The organism is Mesoterricola sp. JemC181 (assembly GCF_055384585.1).
Genome location: NZ_AP045076.1, coordinates 3,621,433 through 3,636,114, shown reverse-complemented (window position 1 = coordinate 3,636,114; position 14,682 = coordinate 3,621,433). Strand labels below are relative to the sequence as shown.

17 protein-coding genes are annotated in these 14,682 nt (G+C 70.8%); 6 read left to right on the top strand and 11 right to left on the bottom strand.

All coding sequences use genetic code 11. The annotated features are described in order from the left end of the window. Window positions 1-38 precede the first annotated feature (38 nt). On the top strand, window positions 39-1,052 hold the full coding sequence (locus tag ACZ5MC_RS16080; RefSeq protein WP_464516248.1) for a glycosyltransferase family 9 protein: 1,014 nt from the start codon (window positions 39-41) through the stop codon (window positions 1,050-1,052). A gap of 33 nt (window positions 1,053-1,085) precedes the next feature. Here the strand turns inward: ACZ5MC_RS16080 and cysS are convergent, their stop codons facing one another. From cysS to ACZ5MC_RS16065, 3 genes are read right to left on the bottom strand one after another with little or no spacing between them, the layout of a single operon-like run. Next, a complete protein-coding gene (gene cysS / locus ACZ5MC_RS16075) occupies window positions 1,086-2,537 on the bottom strand; it encodes a cysteine--tRNA ligase (RefSeq protein WP_464516247.1) in 1,452 nt (483 codons plus the stop codon). A 9-nt stretch (window positions 2,538-2,546) separates the two neighbouring features. Beyond that, window positions 2,547-2,948, bottom strand: a complete 402-nt coding sequence (locus ACZ5MC_RS16070; RefSeq protein ID WP_306601492.1) for an acyl-CoA thioesterase — start codon at window positions 2,946-2,948, stop codon at window positions 2,547-2,549. A gap of 4 nt (window positions 2,949-2,952) precedes the next feature. Then, on the bottom strand, window positions 2,953-3,291 hold the full coding sequence (locus ACZ5MC_RS16065) for a hypothetical protein (protein WP_306601491.1): 339 nt from the start codon (window positions 3,289-3,291) through the stop codon (window positions 2,953-2,955). 116 nt (window positions 3,292-3,407) lie between these two features. Here ACZ5MC_RS16065 and ACZ5MC_RS16060 point away from each other — a divergent pair, with 116 nt between their 5' ends. From ACZ5MC_RS16060 to ACZ5MC_RS16050, 3 genes are all read left to right on the top strand, one after another. Then, entirely contained in the window at window positions 3,408-3,821 is a 414-nt protein-coding gene (locus tag ACZ5MC_RS16060) for a thioredoxin family protein (protein ID WP_464516246.1), read from the top strand. Window positions 3,822-3,905: 84 nt separating this feature from the next. Then, a complete protein-coding gene (locus ACZ5MC_RS16055) occupies window positions 3,906-4,664 on the top strand; it encodes a hypothetical protein (RefSeq protein WP_464516245.1) in 759 nt (252 codons plus the stop codon). Between the two features lie 16 nt (window positions 4,665-4,680). Beyond that, on the top strand, window positions 4,681-5,454 hold the full coding sequence (locus ACZ5MC_RS16050) for a hypothetical protein (protein WP_464516244.1): 774 nt from the start codon (window positions 4,681-4,683) through the stop codon (window positions 5,452-5,454). 77 nt (window positions 5,455-5,531) lie between these two features. Here ACZ5MC_RS16050 and ACZ5MC_RS16045 read toward each other — a convergent pair whose 3' ends face one another. The 6 genes from ACZ5MC_RS16045 to ACZ5MC_RS16020 all read right to left on the bottom strand — a co-directional run bounded on the left by ACZ5MC_RS16045 (window position 5,532) and on the right by ACZ5MC_RS16020 (window position 11,334). Beyond that, a complete protein-coding gene (locus ACZ5MC_RS16045; RefSeq protein WP_464516243.1) occupies window positions 5,532-6,128 on the bottom strand; it encodes an outer membrane beta-barrel protein in 597 nt (198 codons plus the stop codon). Between the two features lie 422 nt (window positions 6,129-6,550). Further along, window positions 6,551-8,047: a vWA domain-containing protein gene (locus tag ACZ5MC_RS16040; protein WP_306601486.1), complete on the bottom strand. Its 1,497-nt coding sequence runs from the start codon at window positions 8,045-8,047 to the stop codon at window positions 6,551-6,553. Next, window positions 8,044-9,006 carry a VWA domain-containing protein gene (locus tag ACZ5MC_RS16035; RefSeq protein ID WP_306601485.1) on the bottom strand — a complete coding sequence of 321 codons (963 nt, stop codon included), beginning with the start codon at window positions 9,004-9,006 and terminating at the stop codon, window positions 8,044-8,046. Before ACZ5MC_RS16035 ends, ACZ5MC_RS16040 begins: the two co-directional genes overlap by 4 nt. Further along, on the bottom strand, window positions 9,003-9,710 hold the full coding sequence (locus ACZ5MC_RS16030) for a hypothetical protein (RefSeq protein ID WP_306601484.1): 708 nt from the start codon (window positions 9,708-9,710) through the stop codon (window positions 9,003-9,005). The genes ACZ5MC_RS16035 and ACZ5MC_RS16030 overlap by 4 nt, the downstream gene beginning before the upstream one ends. After that, window positions 9,710-10,480 (bottom strand): DUF58 domain-containing protein, encoded by a 771-nt coding sequence (locus ACZ5MC_RS16025; RefSeq protein ID WP_306601483.1) that lies wholly within the window; start codon window positions 10,478-10,480, stop codon window positions 9,710-9,712. Before ACZ5MC_RS16025 ends, ACZ5MC_RS16030 begins: the two co-directional genes overlap by 1 nt. A gap of 26 nt (window positions 10,481-10,506) precedes the next feature. Beyond that, window positions 10,507-11,334, bottom strand: a complete 828-nt coding sequence (locus ACZ5MC_RS16020; RefSeq protein WP_464516242.1) for a MipA/OmpV family protein — start codon at window positions 11,332-11,334, stop codon at window positions 10,507-10,509. Window positions 11,335-11,617: 283 nt separating this feature from the next. Between ACZ5MC_RS16020 and ACZ5MC_RS16015 the strand changes: the two genes are divergently transcribed. Together ACZ5MC_RS16015 and ACZ5MC_RS16010 are read left to right on the top strand one after the other, a co-directional pair. Next, window positions 11,618-11,887 (top strand): AbrB/MazE/SpoVT family DNA-binding domain-containing protein, encoded by a 270-nt coding sequence (locus ACZ5MC_RS16015; protein ID WP_306601481.1) that lies wholly within the window; start codon window positions 11,618-11,620, stop codon window positions 11,885-11,887. Between the two features lie 2 nt (window positions 11,888-11,889). After that, on the top strand, window positions 11,890-12,273 hold the full coding sequence (locus tag ACZ5MC_RS16010; RefSeq protein WP_306601480.1) for a PIN domain-containing protein: 384 nt from the start codon (window positions 11,890-11,892) through the stop codon (window positions 12,271-12,273). Window positions 12,274-12,351: 78 nt separating this feature from the next. Here ACZ5MC_RS16010 and nuoE read toward each other — a convergent pair whose 3' ends face one another. Beyond that, complete coding sequence (gene nuoE, locus ACZ5MC_RS16005) at window positions 12,352-12,897, bottom strand: NADH-quinone oxidoreductase subunit NuoE (RefSeq protein ID WP_306601479.1); 546 nt, start codon at window positions 12,895-12,897, stop codon at window positions 12,352-12,354. After that, window positions 12,894-14,660, bottom strand: coding sequence for an NADH-dependent [FeFe] hydrogenase, group A6 (locus ACZ5MC_RS16000; RefSeq protein WP_306601478.1), 1,767 nt, complete (start codon window positions 14,658-14,660; stop codon window positions 12,894-12,896). The genes nuoE and ACZ5MC_RS16000 overlap by 4 nt, the downstream gene beginning before the upstream one ends. Between the last annotated feature and the right edge of the window lie 22 nt (window positions 14,661-14,682).

Below are 14,682 nucleotides of genomic sequence, written 5' to 3'. Positions count from 1 at the left end.
GCATCCGCCTGGAGTCGGCAGGTAGTAGAATCGCCACCATGCGCATCGTATTGCTCCGCCTTTCAGCCCTGGGGGACGTGCTCAGGGTCCTGCCCGCCTGGGCGAACCTGGGGAAGGCCTTTCCCGGCGCCCGTTTCCAGGCCGTGATTGAGGACCGCCACGCCTTCCTGCTGACGCCCATGCCCTGGCTGGAGCCGGTGGTGGTGCGCCGGGGGAGGCTGGGCAGCCCCCTGACGGCCCTGGGGGAGCTCAAGCGGGTCGCCGGCGAACTGCGCGGGGCCGACGTGGCCCTGGACTTCCACGGGATCCTGAAGTCGGCCCTGCCGCCCTGGCTGGCGGAGATTCCCGAGCGCTGGGGGGACGGGCTCGCCCGGGAGGGGGCGGGGTTCCTGCAGACGCGGCCCCTGCCGTACCTGCGCCAGACCCGCTACGCCCAGGCGCTGGGCCTCGCCGGGGCCTACGGCGACAGCCGGGGCGTCCCGGGCCTCGGGACCTTCCGCCCGGCCCTGGCCGACGCCGTCCTGCCGGACCCGGGCCCGGTGTGGGCCGCCGACGGCCGGCCCCGGGCCGTGCTGGTGCCCGGAGCCTCCCGCCGCGGCGCCATCAAGCGCTGGCCCTTGCGGCACTGGATCGCCCTGGCGGATCGGCTCAAGGGCCGGTACCAGCTGCGCTGGTCGCTGGGCCCGGAGGAGGAGGATCTGCGGGCCTGGCTTCCGGCGGCCACGGGCGTGGAAGCGCTGCCATCCCTGACGCTGTGGCAGCTGGCCGCCGCCCTGCGCCAGGCGGACCGGGTCGTGGCGCCCGACACGGGGCTGCTGCACCTCGCCGTGGTGCTCGGCGTGCGGTCCGTGGGCGTCTACGGCGGATCGGACCCCGTGGTGGCGGGGCTGCCCGCAGGGGCCGGCACCGTCCTGCGCACGGGGATCGAGTGTTCGCCCTGCCGGGAGCGCCAGTGCCGGCGGCGGCAGTGCCTGGAGGACCTGGAGCCGGACCTGGTGGCGGCGGAACTGGAACGCGCCTGCCGGAATGATGGGCCCCTTCGATCCGTTTGAGTGGGGCGGGCGGCCCGTTCAAGAAGGGCGGCTTCAGGCCCACCGCCAGCCCACCGTGCCGTCCTTGCGGTCCTCCAGGAGGATCCCCAGGGCCTTCAGCTCGTCCCGGACCCGGTCGGACTCGGCCCAGTTCTTCGCGGCCTTGGCCTCCCGGCGGCGCTCGATGAGGGCCTCCACCTCGGCGTCCAGGGACGCCTCCTCCTCGTGGGGCCAGCAGGCGAAGACGGCGTTGGTCTCGTCCAGGAAGGCCAGCACGGCGTCCCGCTCCTCCCGCGTCAGGGCGATCCGGTCGTCCTGGGCGTTGATGTCGGTGATGAGGGTGAAGAGCGCCGCCAGGGCCTCGGGGGCGTTGAGGTCGTCGGCCATGCCGGCCCAGAAGCCCTCCCGGGCGGCCTCCACGCGCGCGGCGGGGTCGATGGCCTCCTTCATGGCGCCCTGGCCGGCCAGGGTCCCGTCGCCCTCCATGCGCTTGCGGAACTGGCGGATCCGCCGCAGGGCGTTCTCGGCGCCCTTGAGCCCCTCGAAGGAGAAGTTCAGGACCTTGCGGTAGTGGTTGGACTGGATGGTGAACCGGAAGGTGGCGGGATCGTAGCCCTTGGCCACCAGGTCCCGCAGCGTGAAGAAGTTGCCCAGGCTCTTGGACATCTTCTCGTTCTCCACCAGGAGGAACTCGCCGTGCACCCAGGTGTTGACCCAGCGGTGGCCCAGGCTGCCCTCGCTCTGGGCGATCTCGTTCTCGTGGTGGGGGAACACCAGGTCCACGCCGCCCGAATGGATGTCCACCCGGGGGCCCAGGAGCTCGATGCCCATGGCCGAGCACTCGATGTGCCAGCCCGGCCTGCCGGGGCCCCAGGGGCTCGGCCACCAGGGCTCGCCTTCCTTGGCGGCCTTCCAGAGCACGAAGTCCTGCACGGAGTCCCGCTCGTACTCGTCGGCGTCCACGGAGGTCCCGGCCTGCATGCCCTCCCGGTCCAGGTGGGCCAGGCACCCGTAGTGGGCCAGGCCCGCGATGCGGTAGTAGACCGAGCCGTCCCGCACGTAGGCGAGGCCGCGCTCCTCCAGGCTCCGGATCAGGCCGACCATCTGGGGGATGTAGTCGGTGGCGCGGGGCGTGTAGGTGGGCTCGATGACCCGCAGCGCCGCGAGGTCCTCCAGGAAGGCCTTCGTGTAGTGGGCGGTGAGCCGGGCCATGGCCGCGTGGCGGGCCTCGTTGTCCGCGCCGGGGGCCAGGTCCTTCTGGGAGTCGCGGATGATCTTGTCCTCGACGTCCGTGATGTTCATGCAGTGGCGCACCTGGTAGCCCGCGGCCAGGAAGGTGCGCTTCATGAGGTCCTGGAAGAGGAAGGTCCTCAGGTTGCCGATGTGGGCGAAATTGTAGACCGTGGGGCCGCAGGTGTACAGCGTGACGACCCCCGGCTCCAGGGGCGCCACCGGTTCCACCTTCCGGGTCAGGGTGTTGTGGAGGGAGATCGGCTTGAGGCTCATGTGCCCAGTTTATAGGGCGGAAGCCACCAGGGCCAGCATCGCGTCGGGGAGGGTGCGGTTCCTGCCGTCGGGGCCCGTGACCAGGTGGGTGGTCTCGCCCTCGGCGAGGCGCACCCCGTCGCGGGTGACCTCGTAGCCGAACACCAGCTTCCTGCGCCCGGCCTCCCTGACCCGCGTGGTGACGGTGACCAGCTCGTCGTACCGGGCCGGGGCCCGGTACGTGAGGCTGATCCCGCTCACCGAGAGGAGCACGCCCTGGGCCTCCCACTGGGCGTAGCCGTCGCCCAGCTGCCGGAGCAGGTCGGAGCGGCCCAGCTCCATCCACACCGGATAGACGGCGTGGTGGACGATGCCCATGGCATCGGTTTCGGCGTAGCGGACGCGGATGAGGGTCTGGGCGGCTATGGGCATCCGGCTATTGTAGGGTGATCTTGACCAGATCGCCCTTGTCGGTGGTGAGCTCCAGGAGGATGTCGCCGGACCTGGCGTTCTCCAGGAGGGCCATCAGCTGGTCGATCTTGATGTCCTTCTTCATCTTGCCGTTGATCTTGACTTCGCTGGAATTGGCCATTTCCAGGACGCCCTTCGCCAGGGAGATGGGCATGCGGGCGTGGACCTCCTTGGGGCCGTCCTCGCGGTGGTGGTTGAGGCTGGACTTGCTGACGACGTCCACGACGATGAACTTGGGGGCCTGGGCGATGGCGGAGCCGGCCAGGAGGGTGGAGAGGGCGAGCGTTGCGAACACACTGTTCATGGGGCCTCCGGGAAGGGGACGGGTGGGTTGTGGCCGGTCGAAGGGGGTTACGGGCGGGTTCCCCTTCCGGTTAGGCGGATGTTGACGTAAGGTGGGACACACCGTAGGAGGTCGCCATGAAGCTGGTCCTGATCCCATTCCTCATCGCAGGCACGCTCATGGCCAAGGGCGTCAAGTGGGAGACCAACCTCGCCGCGGCCCAGGCCCGGGCCCGGAAGGAGCACAAGGTCATCTTCATGGACGTGTGGACGGAGTGGTGCGGCTGGTGCATCAAGCTCCAGCGCGACACCTTCCCCGCCAAGGTGGCCGAGGACGCCCTGGCCAGGGTGGTCCCCCTCAGCGTCAAGACGCAACTCAAGGACGGGTCCCCCACCGCCGATAAGGGCATTGAAAGCACGTACAAGGTGGAGGGCTTCCCAGCCCTCTTCATCCTGGACGAGAACGGCAAGGTCCTCTCCCAGCAGCCCGGGTACCTTCCCGCCGCGCCTTTCGCGGACTGGATCAACAAGTCGGTCGACGCGAAAAAATAGCCAACGGTTGCAGGACGGCATGAATTGCATATCATTTCCGCCATTGACGGAAACGAGTGCTGTTTCCTTTTTTCTGGAGTGGCCATGAAGATTCGGTTGCTGCTGGTTCCGGTGGGGATCGCCGTCCTGCTCGGGTGCGCCACGGAATCCAGGATCGACACGAACAACACGGATACCGAGTCCATCAAGGGCTCGCCCGCGGGCGTCTCGGTCTTCGGATTCATGGATGTCATGACGACCCTCCCCGGGGTCCTGGGCGGCACCTACCCGTCCTGCGTCACGCCCACGGTGAGCGGCACCACCGCCACCCTCGCCCTGGCCGGGTGCAAGTCCGGAAGCGGGGGGACCCTCGCCGGGACCCTGACCCTGGCCGATACCCTGTCGGGCACCACCCACACCTACGTCGAGACCTTCGGCTCCCTCGTCAACACCCGCAGCCAGGCGGTGCAGTGGGTGTACACGGGCAGCCTCGGCGCGGTGGTGAACGGCGCCGCGGCCACCCTGACCTCGAACCCCGGCTTCCACATCACGGTGACGGACACCGCGGTCCCCGCCAACAGCAAGGTCTGGACGTTCACCTGCAGCCTGGCGAGCACCACGACGGCCGCCGGATTCACCCTCTCGGGCACCTTCGCCGTGGCTTCCGCGGCCGGGGACAACGTCAACATCCAGATCGACCCGGCCTCCCCGCTCACCTGGGTGAAGGGCGGCGCCTACCCGGTGACCGGCACGCTGGTCATCCAGGACAACCGGACGACCGGAGCCGCGACCCGGGAATCGGTGACGGCCACCTTCGACCACGGCACGGTGAACATCAACGGCGGCGTCATCACGCTCGGGTAGCTCCCAGGGAGGTCACATGCGGACTCTGGTCCTTACGGCAGCCATCCTGGCGTCGCTGCCCGCCTTTTCCCAGTCCCGGGGGTCCTGGTACCTGGACGTGCATCGCGTGGCCCCCACCCTGGAAGGCAGCTACACCGGCCAGCAGGACGGCAAGCCGGTCAACTTCGACATCATCAAGGACCTGGCCCTGGTCAAGGACACCACCAAGGTGGGCGTGGGCCTGGAATACCAGGGGCCCCGCTTCGGCCTCGAGCTGTCCGCGGAATCCCAGGACTACCTGGGTTCCAACCTCATCTCCCGGGACGTCACCATCTCCGGCGAGACCTGGCACGCCCAGGCCACCGTCGCCACCACGGTGAAGATGACCAACTACACGGGCAACTGGACAATCCGGTTCATGAGGACGCCCGGGTTCTGGATCGGGGTGGACCTGGGGGTGCGGGGCACCGCCCTGGATCTCACCGCCACCGGGAAGAGCTACCTCACGGGCGTCACCTCCACCGCCTCCTTCAAGTCCGGCCTCCCCATGCCGCAGCTGGGGCCTTCGCTGGGCTACTACGGCCTGGATGGCCGCCTGGTCCTGCGGGGCTACTACCACTACCTGGGCTACAAGGGCGCCACCTACCACAACGTCGGGGCGGACGTGCGGTACTTCCCCCTGAGCTGGCTGGGCCTCCGGGCCTTCACGTCGGCGGAGTCCTGGAAGGTGCCCACCGACAGCATCTCCAAGGATCTGGCCATCGCGCTGGACCGCTCCGGGAGCGGGTTCGGCCTCGTCCTGAAGTTCTAGAGGCAATCCTGTCGGTACAGCCTGGCCATTCGAGGGCCCTTCTCGCGCTTGGTTGTACGGTGCCGACAGGTTTGCCCCTAGAAACGGTACTCCAGCCCGCCCTCGAAGGCCGCAAGGGTCACGCCGCTCACGCTGGTGGTGGTGTACCGCAGCGCGAAGGCCAGGGCGTCCGTGAAACGGTAGCCTCCCCCCGCGGCGAAGCCCATCTTCACCGAGGTCTTCTGCTTGTCCCAGCCGATCCCGGACCCGGACGGCACCGGGCCCACCGTCCCGAACTCCACCCGGCTCAGGGTGACCCCGCCCAGCAGGAAGGGCCGCGCGAACCCGGGCACGCCATGGCGCAGCTCCACGCCCACGGAGAACTGGTTGGCGCTGACCTTGACGGCGCGGGGCGCCACCAGGTCGTTCAGGAGGCCGCGGGCCCGGGCCGCGTTCTCCTTGAAGGCTAGGACGTCCAGGCGGGTGCGCACGGTCCAGCCCTGGCCCTGGTCCGTCTCGAAGAAGAGCCCGCCGCCCGTTCCGGTCTGGCCGGTGATCGCCTTCAGATCCTGGAGGGGCCTGGCGGCCGTGACCTGCAGGCCGAAGCGCAGGGGGGAATCCAGGTCGGTGGCGCGGAGGGCGGGGGCGGCGAGCAGGGCGAAGCCCGCCAGGACAAGGGCGGAGGATCTGGACATGGGGTGCTCCGAAACTATTAATTAATAATATGCCCTTGGGTTGGCTTGGCAATGGAAAGGCGGCCAGAAGCCAGCCAAACGCTCAGGGCCTCCCGTCAGGCAATATTAAAAGCCTATGGATCATCCGGAAGGATTCACTCGGGTGGAGGCCGCCAAGGCCATCGCGGCGGCACCATCCCGGCGGGAGCCATCGTCCCCTGGGCCTGAACGTCTTGGCCGTCGCACGCCGGCTCCGGGCGCGGAACGACCTCAACGTCATCGCCGAGGCCCCGGCCAGCCGGCCCTTTCCCGGACGCGACGCCCTGGGGGCAGGCCTGATCGGCCCGGACCTTCGTGGACCGGTTCACGGCGCCCAGTCCGGGAACCGATCGCACCCCGGCCCGGGGCAAGGCAGGGTCCGGCCTGGGCGGGCCGACTGCCCATCAGATATCCTTCACCCCTCCAGGCGGCTTTTTCGGAAGCCGCTGCTTGAGCCCTTCCAGCTCGTCCTGCCTGGCGGCCTGGCTCGGCGGGGGCGGGGGCGGTTTCTTGGGGTTGGGCGGGGGCGGGCCGGGGTCCTTGAGGAGGGTCTGGAGGTTGTGGACGGCCTCCTCGCGACCGGGCTGTTCCGTGAGGACGCGCTCCAGGAGGGTGCGGGCGTCCTCGGGGCGGCCCAGGTCCAGGCTGGCCTTGGCCGCCAGGAGCAGGGCGGGGACGCGCCAGGGGGGCAGGGGGCGGGGGGCGCCCTGGCCGGTGAGGGGCGCCAGGGTCTCCAGGGCGTCCTTGGGGGCCTTGGACTTCAGTTCGATGCGGGCGCGCAGCAGGCGGTGGGTGGGGGCGTCGCCCCGGGGCTTCCACCGCTGGGCGGAGGCGAGGTCCTCGTGGTCCAGGGCGCTCTGGGCCATCCAGGCGCGGATGGACTGGGGCACCGGCACCTCGGCCCGGGCGGGGACCGCTTGGGCGGACCCCGCAAGGACGGCCAGGATCAGGAGGAAGGGGCGCCAGGCCCGCATGGGCTTGCCCGCGGCGGCGAGCCAGATGCAGATGCCGGCCAGGGCCAGCCAGGCCCCGGCCTCGGGGTGGGCGGGCAGGAGGGAGCGGGACATGGGCAGGGGCTCGCGGCCCTGGGCCAGGTCCTGGAACAGCCGGGCCAGGTCGTCGCCCGGGGCCAGGGCGCGGCCGCCGGCGGCCTTGGCCAGGGCGGCCATATAGTCCGGGCGGGCCTGGCTGAACAGGGCCTCGTCCTTGCCGCCGGCGTCCACCGGCTGCTTGGCGGTCTGGCCCACGCAGAGGGTGTAGAGGGGCAGCTTCGCCTTGGCCAGGAGGGCGGAACTGCGCTGCAGGGCCTCCTCCGGCGCCTCCCAGGTCTCCTCGCCGTCGCCGACGAGGAGGATCACTTCGGGGGTGCGGGGGCCGGCCTGGGCCGCCACCTGGGGCAGGCCCCTGCCGATGGAGGTGCCGGGGGAGCCCAGTTCGCCGGGCGTCACGGCGCGGGGGGCGTCCCGGAGGAGCCTGAGGTCGTCCCCGGGCGGCAGGAGCGGGATGGCGTCGCCGGTGAGGAGATCCAGGCTGAACAGGATCCCGGGGTTGGGCTGCGACCAGAGCTTGTCCAGCACGGCCAGGGCCGCCTCCCATCGCGTGCGCGGGACCCCGCCCGGGCCCGGCGCGTCCCGGACGCCCATGGAGCGGCTGGCGTCCAGCACCACCCGCACCGTGAGCCGCGGGGCCTCCGGCGCCCCCCACCGGGGCTCGGCCAGGCCGATGCCCGCTCCCAGCAGGATGAAGGCGAGCCCCAGGCCCTGCGCCAGGGGCAGCTGGGCCACGACGCGGACCCCCAGCCCGGGCCGGCTCTGGGCCCAGAGGCCCAGCACCAGCGCCAGCGCGGCCAGCCCCAGGCCGGGCCAGAGGAGGGCGGGGTGGGAGAAGGTGCCGGGGATCATGGGTCCACCATCCAGGCCGGGGCGGGCCGGCCGCGCTTGCGGCCCAGGTCCAGCACCAGGGGCAGCGCCAGGATGCCCGCGGCCAGGAGGAACCAGCGCGCCAGGGGCCTGCCCTCGGTGGGCGCGTCCACGGGGAGGGCGGTCTTCTCCAGGGCGTCGATGGCGGTCATGCTCCGGGCCAGGCCCGCGGGGTCGCCGGCGCTGAAGGCCTCGCCGCCCGTGGCCTGGGCGATGCGCTTGAGGGTTTCGGGGTCCGTCTCCACCTTGAGGCTGGCGAAGCCGCCGCCCTCCAGGGGGTAGAGGGCGTCCCCGTCGCCGCCGATGGCCACGGTGTGGATGCGGATGCCGTTGCGCCGGGCCTCCTCCGCGGCCTCCAGGGGCTCGACGTGGCCCCGGTTCTGGGCCCCGTCGGTGAGGAGCAGGATGACCCGGGAGCGGGCGGGGCTGTCCGAGAGCCGGCGCACGGCGGTCATCAGGGCGCTGCCGATGGCGGTGCCGTCGTCCCGGCTCTCGATCTCGAGGCGCTCCAGCATGGTCCAGAGCCGGACGTGATCGGCGGTGAGGGGCGTGAGCGTCACCGGGTGGGCGCTGAACAGGACCACCGCGAAGCGGTCGTGGTCCCGCCCGGCGATGAAGAGCTTGAGCAGCCGGCGCGCCGCGTTCCACCGGTCCTCCTTGGCGCCGCCGTCCATGGCCTTCATGGAGCTGGAACCGTCGAGGACCACGGCGAAGTCCACCACCGGGGCGCGCCCCGCCACATCGGTGCGCCTTTCGGGCACCGCGGCCGCCACCACCAGCAGCGCCACGATGAGGGCGGGGATCAGGTGCGACAGCCAGCGCGCCACGCGGCCCGAGGGCCGGGAGCTGGGGATGCCCCACCGGTAGCTGGTGCGCACCGCGATCCAGATGCCCGGCAGGAGGAGCAGCAGGAGCCACGGGTAGCGGAGGGCCAGGGTCATTTCCCCTCCAGCGCGTGCAGGAGGTCGGCCACCGGCGGGAAGGGGGGCTCGGTGCGGGCGAAGCGGGCCGCGTCCAGGCTCAGCACCCAGGTGGCCCAGGCGTCCAGGCCCCGGGCCCGCATCGCCTCGGCGCCCCAGCCCAGGGCGTCGTCGCCGAAGTGGGCCGCCAGGAGGTCCCGGCCTGTGGCGTGGGCCGCGTCCAGCCCCAGGCGTCCGGGTTCGCGGGGCGGGTAGTGGTGCGCGAAGGCCCTGCGGGCGGCGCGGCGCCGGCGCTTGGCGGAGCCCTTGAGGTGGTGGCGGCGCAGCGCCCAGACCGCCCCGGCCAGGGGGATCAGCAGGAGCGTGGCCCATTCCCAGGGAAAGGGGACGAAGGGCAGGAGGTCCTCCCTGCCCCCGCCCACGGCCACCCAGGGCGCCCCGAAGGGCACGGTGCGGGGCACGGTGATCCGCAGCTCCGCCGTCCTGCGGCCGTCGCCGAGGTCGATGGGCCGGACCACCGCGAGCCCGGGGCCCAGGGGCTGGACGGTGATGCGCCAGCCGCGGCCGTCCTTGAGGGGGTCCACGCCCCGCACCGCCAGGGGGCCAAGGCGCTCCTCCCCCGGCCGGGGCAGGGGCGGGGCCGCGGGGTCGTCGTCCCGCAGTTCCAGGGTGCCCAGCCTGCCCATGGGCAGTTCGGCGGGGGCCTTCCACACGGGCGCGCCCATCAGCCGCCTCCGCCCTTGAGCCAGATCCCCAGGCGGGTGACGGGGTCCTCCATGATGTTCCAGTCCTGGCGCTCCACGTTGGGCGGGAAGCCCGGGTCGGGCCAGTTGGGCATGTGGCGGTAGTGGGGCTGCTCGGGCCTGAACCACACCACGCGGTGCCGCGCCGCCAGGGGCTTGAGGAGCGGCGCCAGGCCCTGGAGCCCCGCCCCGTTGCTCAGGATCCACAGCCGGTGGCCGCGTCCGTGGTCGCCCCAGTGGCCCAGCGCCTCCTGCCAGTCCGCGGGGCCCGGGATGGCCGGGCCGCGTCCGGAGAGGGCCTCGAGGAGGTGCAGGCCCTGGACCCGGCCACGCCGGGGGGCGATGCGCAGGGGCGGCGTGCTGGCGTCCCCCGGAACCAGGAGGCCCAGCCGGTCCTTGCCCGCGGCCGTGGTGGCCTGGGCGGCCCCGCAGATCTCCAGGGCCCACCGGATGGGGCTCACGGGGTCGCCCAGGAACATGGAGGGCGAGGGGTCCACCACCAGCCACACGATGAGCTCGCGGCTGGCCTGGAAGATCTTGATGATGGGCTCGCCCGTGCGGGCCGTGAGGGGCCAGTTGATGGCCCGGGGATCGTCCCCGGGCACGTAGGGCCGGTTCTCCACGAAGGTCAGCCCCGCGCCCTTGATCTTGCTGAGGTGCAGCCCTTCCGTGCCCCCGCGCAGGACCTTGCGCAGCCTCAGCGGGAGCCGCCGGAGCCGGGACAGGAATCGCTTCCAGCCTTTGGGAGTCATGGCTTCATCGTAGCCGCTTCCGGGGCCTATTGCGGGCCGCCGAAGCGGTAGCTGAACCCGGCCCCTCCGTTCAGGCTGGACTCCCTGCGGACCAGGGGGCTCCGGCGGGCATCCCCGGGGAAGGTGGTCCCGAACAGGCTGAGGTGATAGGAGACCTTGCGCCCCGGATGGTAGCCCAGCGACAGGAGGCCGCCCAGGTCCCGCAGGCCCGCGCGCGGGGCGAAGGGGCCGGTGTCGCCCGCCCCCAGGCGGGTGTCCCCCGCAGCCACCAGCGCGGCCCGCCGCTGGGCCTGGCCCGCGTCGATGCCGAAATCGTAGGCCATGCCTTCGGTGTCGGCCCAGGTGGCGTGGAGCCCAGCGGTGAGGCTCCAGCGGGGCGCCAGCCGGATGGACCGGCCGAGGGAAAGGGTCGCCCGGTTGCCGGCGCCGTCGGCCAGGCCGTGGGCCACCGCGGCCATGGCGTTCCAGCCCTTGCTGCGCCAAAGAAGGCCCGTTCCGGCCCAGGCGCCCAGGTTCCGGTCGCCCATGCCCGCCAGTTCGGGAGCCCGGTTTTCCGGCCGTCTGTCGCCGACCCCCAGCCCCACCTCCCAGGTCCATTCGGGGGTGCGCCAGAGCTGCACGCCCCCGCCGAATCCGAGGGCGACCCGGGTGGAGCCCAGGAAGAACCGGCCATACTGGGCGCTCATGGTCGGGAGGAGGAGGGTGCGGTTCTTCGAGGCCCCCGGCGCCGCGGGTACGGTGAGGACCATGGCTCCCACGGTGCCCGTCCAGTGATCCGGAGACGGGGTGCCACCGGCCGGTTGCTGGGCCGCGAGGGGCAGGCAGGCGATGAGTACGAGGGGGACCAGGGACATGGAGGCTCCAGGGGCTTTTCGCCGGGTATTGAAAGAATAGCCACTTGACCCTGCAAGGCGCGCACAGGTTGAGCCCTTTCCCCATGGCCCTTTAGCGGGAGGGGATGCCGGGCCATCCTGGTCCTTTTCGGAAGAACCCATGATTGGAAGGCTCATTTCAGAATCCACGTTCCCAACCCACTCCAGGAATCAGGCGGCCTCCTTCGGTCCCATGGCAATCCGTGGCGATGAAGCCCTTGCGCCAGGGAAACATTGCATTACCCTTGGTAATGCAGGAGTGTCCATGCTCATCGCCGTCTCCAAGGTCACCCGGCAAGGCCAGATCTCGGTGCCTGCCGAAGTCCGGCGGGACCTGGGCATCCGGCCCGGGACGCAGCTGATCTGGGACCGCGGGGAGAACGGCGAGTACCGGGTCCGGCCCAAGCGGGCCACCTGGACCGACCTCCACGCGCTGATCGGCCCGCTCGAGGTCCGGCTCACGGACGAGGAGCTGAAGGACGCGAGGCGGGAATTCCTGGCCTCCCGCGCGAAACGCGACGAAGGGGGGCGGTGAGGATGGCCGCCATCGACACCAACGTCCTGGTCCGCCTCGTCACGCGGGATGATCCCGGCCAGTTCGAGAAGGCCCAGGCCTTCGTCAAGCGCAACCATCCGGTCCTCGTGACGCACCTGTCCCTGCTGGAACTGGTCTGGGTGCTCATGAGCCGCTACGGCCTGACCAAGGAGAAGGTCTGCCAGGTGGCCCAGGCCCTCCTGGAGATGGCGGAACTGGAGGTGCAGGAACCGGCCCTCCTGGAGGCCGCGCTGCGGACCTGGGAGGGTTGCCGGGCCGACTTCGCGGACTGCTTCATCCTCGAGACCGTGAAAGCTTCGGGAGGGGTGCCCCTGGGGACCTTCGACGCCACCCTGTCCAGGCTGGAAGGGTGCCGGCGCCTCTGAATAAACCTGGCCGGAGATCCAGGACGGCGTTCCCACGCGCCGCCCCGGATGCTCCGGCCATTCCCGGGATCTTGCGGATCAGGCCTTCGGTGCGGCCTTGTCCTTCTTCAGGTAGCGCTCCAGGATCAGGCTCACCTCGCCCGGGGTCACCGGGCCGTGGACCTGGTCGTCGATCATCACCACGGGCGCCAGGCCGCAGGTGCCCAGGCAGCGGGTGGACTCCAGGCTGAACATGCCGTCCTTGGTGGTCTCCCCGAACTGGATGCCCAGGTTGTCCATGAGGCGCTGGCTGATCTTGTCGGCGCCCTTGACGTAGCAGGCGGTGCCCAGGCACACGTTGATCATGTGCTTGCCGCGGGGCTGGAGGCGGAAGTAGTGGTAGAAGGTGGCGACCCCGGTGACCTTGGCCAGGGGGATCTGGGCCAGCTGGGCCACGGCTCCCATCTGCTCGGTGGAGAGCCAGCCGGTCTCGGCCTGCACCAGGTGCAGGATGGCGATGAGGTGGCTCTCGGAGTGGACGGTGCCGGAGAGCGACGCGATGAACTCCACCACGTTCGCGGGGAGGGCGGCTTCGGCCGCGGCCTTGATCTCGAGCCAGTTGTCGGTGTTCGCGATGGTGCTCACTTGATCCCCCTGGGCATCCGGGCGTGGTAGTGGGTGTGGAGCAGGTGGTGGGCCTTCTCCCCGTTGGGCTCGCCTAGGTACTCGGCATAGAGGTGTTCGATGGCGGGATTCTCATGGCTGCGGCGCAGCTGCTTGTCGTTGTCGATCTTGTAGAGCGCCTTGGCGCGCAGGCGCCCCAGCTCGGGATCCAGCACGTCCATGGAGAAGGGCGGGTAGGGCTGGCCGCCGCCGGCGACGCAGCCTCCGGGGCAGGCCATGATCTCCACCAGGTGGTACTGCTTGGGGCCGTTCTTGATGGCCTCCAGGATCGTCTTGGCGTTGGTGAGGCCGTTGGAGACGGCGATGTTGATCTCCTTGCCCGCGATGGTGATGCTGGCCTCCTTCAGGCCGGTCACGCCGCGGACGTCCTCGAAGACCAGGGGGCCCAGCTCGTCGCCCGTGAGCTTCACGGCCGCGGTGCGCAGGGCCGCCTCCATCACGCCGCCCGTGGCGCCGAAGATGTCGGCGGCGCCCGAGGAGATCCCCAGGGGCCGGTCGAACTCGCCGTCGGGAAGGTTCACGAAGTCGATGCCGTAGGACTTGATCATCCAGGCCAGCTCGCGGGTGGTGAGCACGGCGTCGGTGTAGGGGGTGCCGTCCTCCATGGCGTGCTCGGGGCGGGAGGCCTCGAACTTCTTGGCCACGCAGGGCATGATGGCCACCATGTAGACCTGGTCGGCGGTGAGGCCCTTCTTGTCCGCGTAGTGGGTCTTGGAGAGCGTGCTGAGCATCGACATGGGGGACTTGCAGGTGGAGGTGTGGGGGATCATCTCCGGGTAGAACTTCTCCATGAAGCTGACCCAGCCCGGGGAGCAGGAGGTGAGCAGCGGCAGGGGGCCGTCGCCGCCCATGCGGCGGAGGAACTCGTGGGCCTCCTCGATGATGGTCAGGTCGGCGCCGAAGTTGGTGTCGAAGACCGCGTCGAAGCCCAGGCGGCGCAGGGCCGTGATGAGCTTGCCCGTCACCGGGGTGCCGATGGGCAGGCCGAAGCACTCGCCGATGGCGGCGCGGATGGAGGGGGCGGGCTGCACGACGATGTGCTTCTTGTCGCGGGGCATGGCCAGGGCCTCCCACACGCGCTCGGTGTGGTCCTTCTCCAGGAAGGCGGCGGTGGGGCAGACGTTGATGCACTGGCCGCACTGGATGCAGGCGCTCTCGTCCATGGGGCCGAGGTTGGCCGGGCCCACCACGGTCTCGAAGCCGCGGCCGTGCTGGCTGAGGTTGTGCACGCCCTGGACCTCCTCGCAGACGCGGATGCACCGGCCGCAGAGGATGCACTTCTCGGGGGTGCGCACCACGGACTCGCTGGCGTCGTCGATGGGGAAGCGCTTGCGCTTGCCCTCGAAGTGGCGCTCCCGGACGCCCAGGCGGTAGGCCTGCTTCTGGAGCTCGCACTGGCCGTCGCGGTCGCAGGTCTGGCAATCCATTGGGTGGTTGTCGAGCAGCAGCTCCACGATGTCGCGCCGGGCGAGGCGGATCTCGGGGGAGTTGGTCTGCACGTTCATCCCCTCCCACACCTCGTGGCTGCAGGCGGTGAGGAAGCTGCTGAAGCCCTCCACCTGCACCACGCAGATGCGGCAGGCGCCTTCGAGGCTCAGCTTGGGGTGGTAGCAGAGCCTGGGGATGTGGATCCCCAGCTTCTCGGCGGCCTTGAGGACGGTGGTCCCCTTGGGCACCTGGATGTGCTCGCTGTCGATGGTGAGGTTGATCATGGTCTCGGTCATCGTGGGTTCCTGTGTCAGGGGT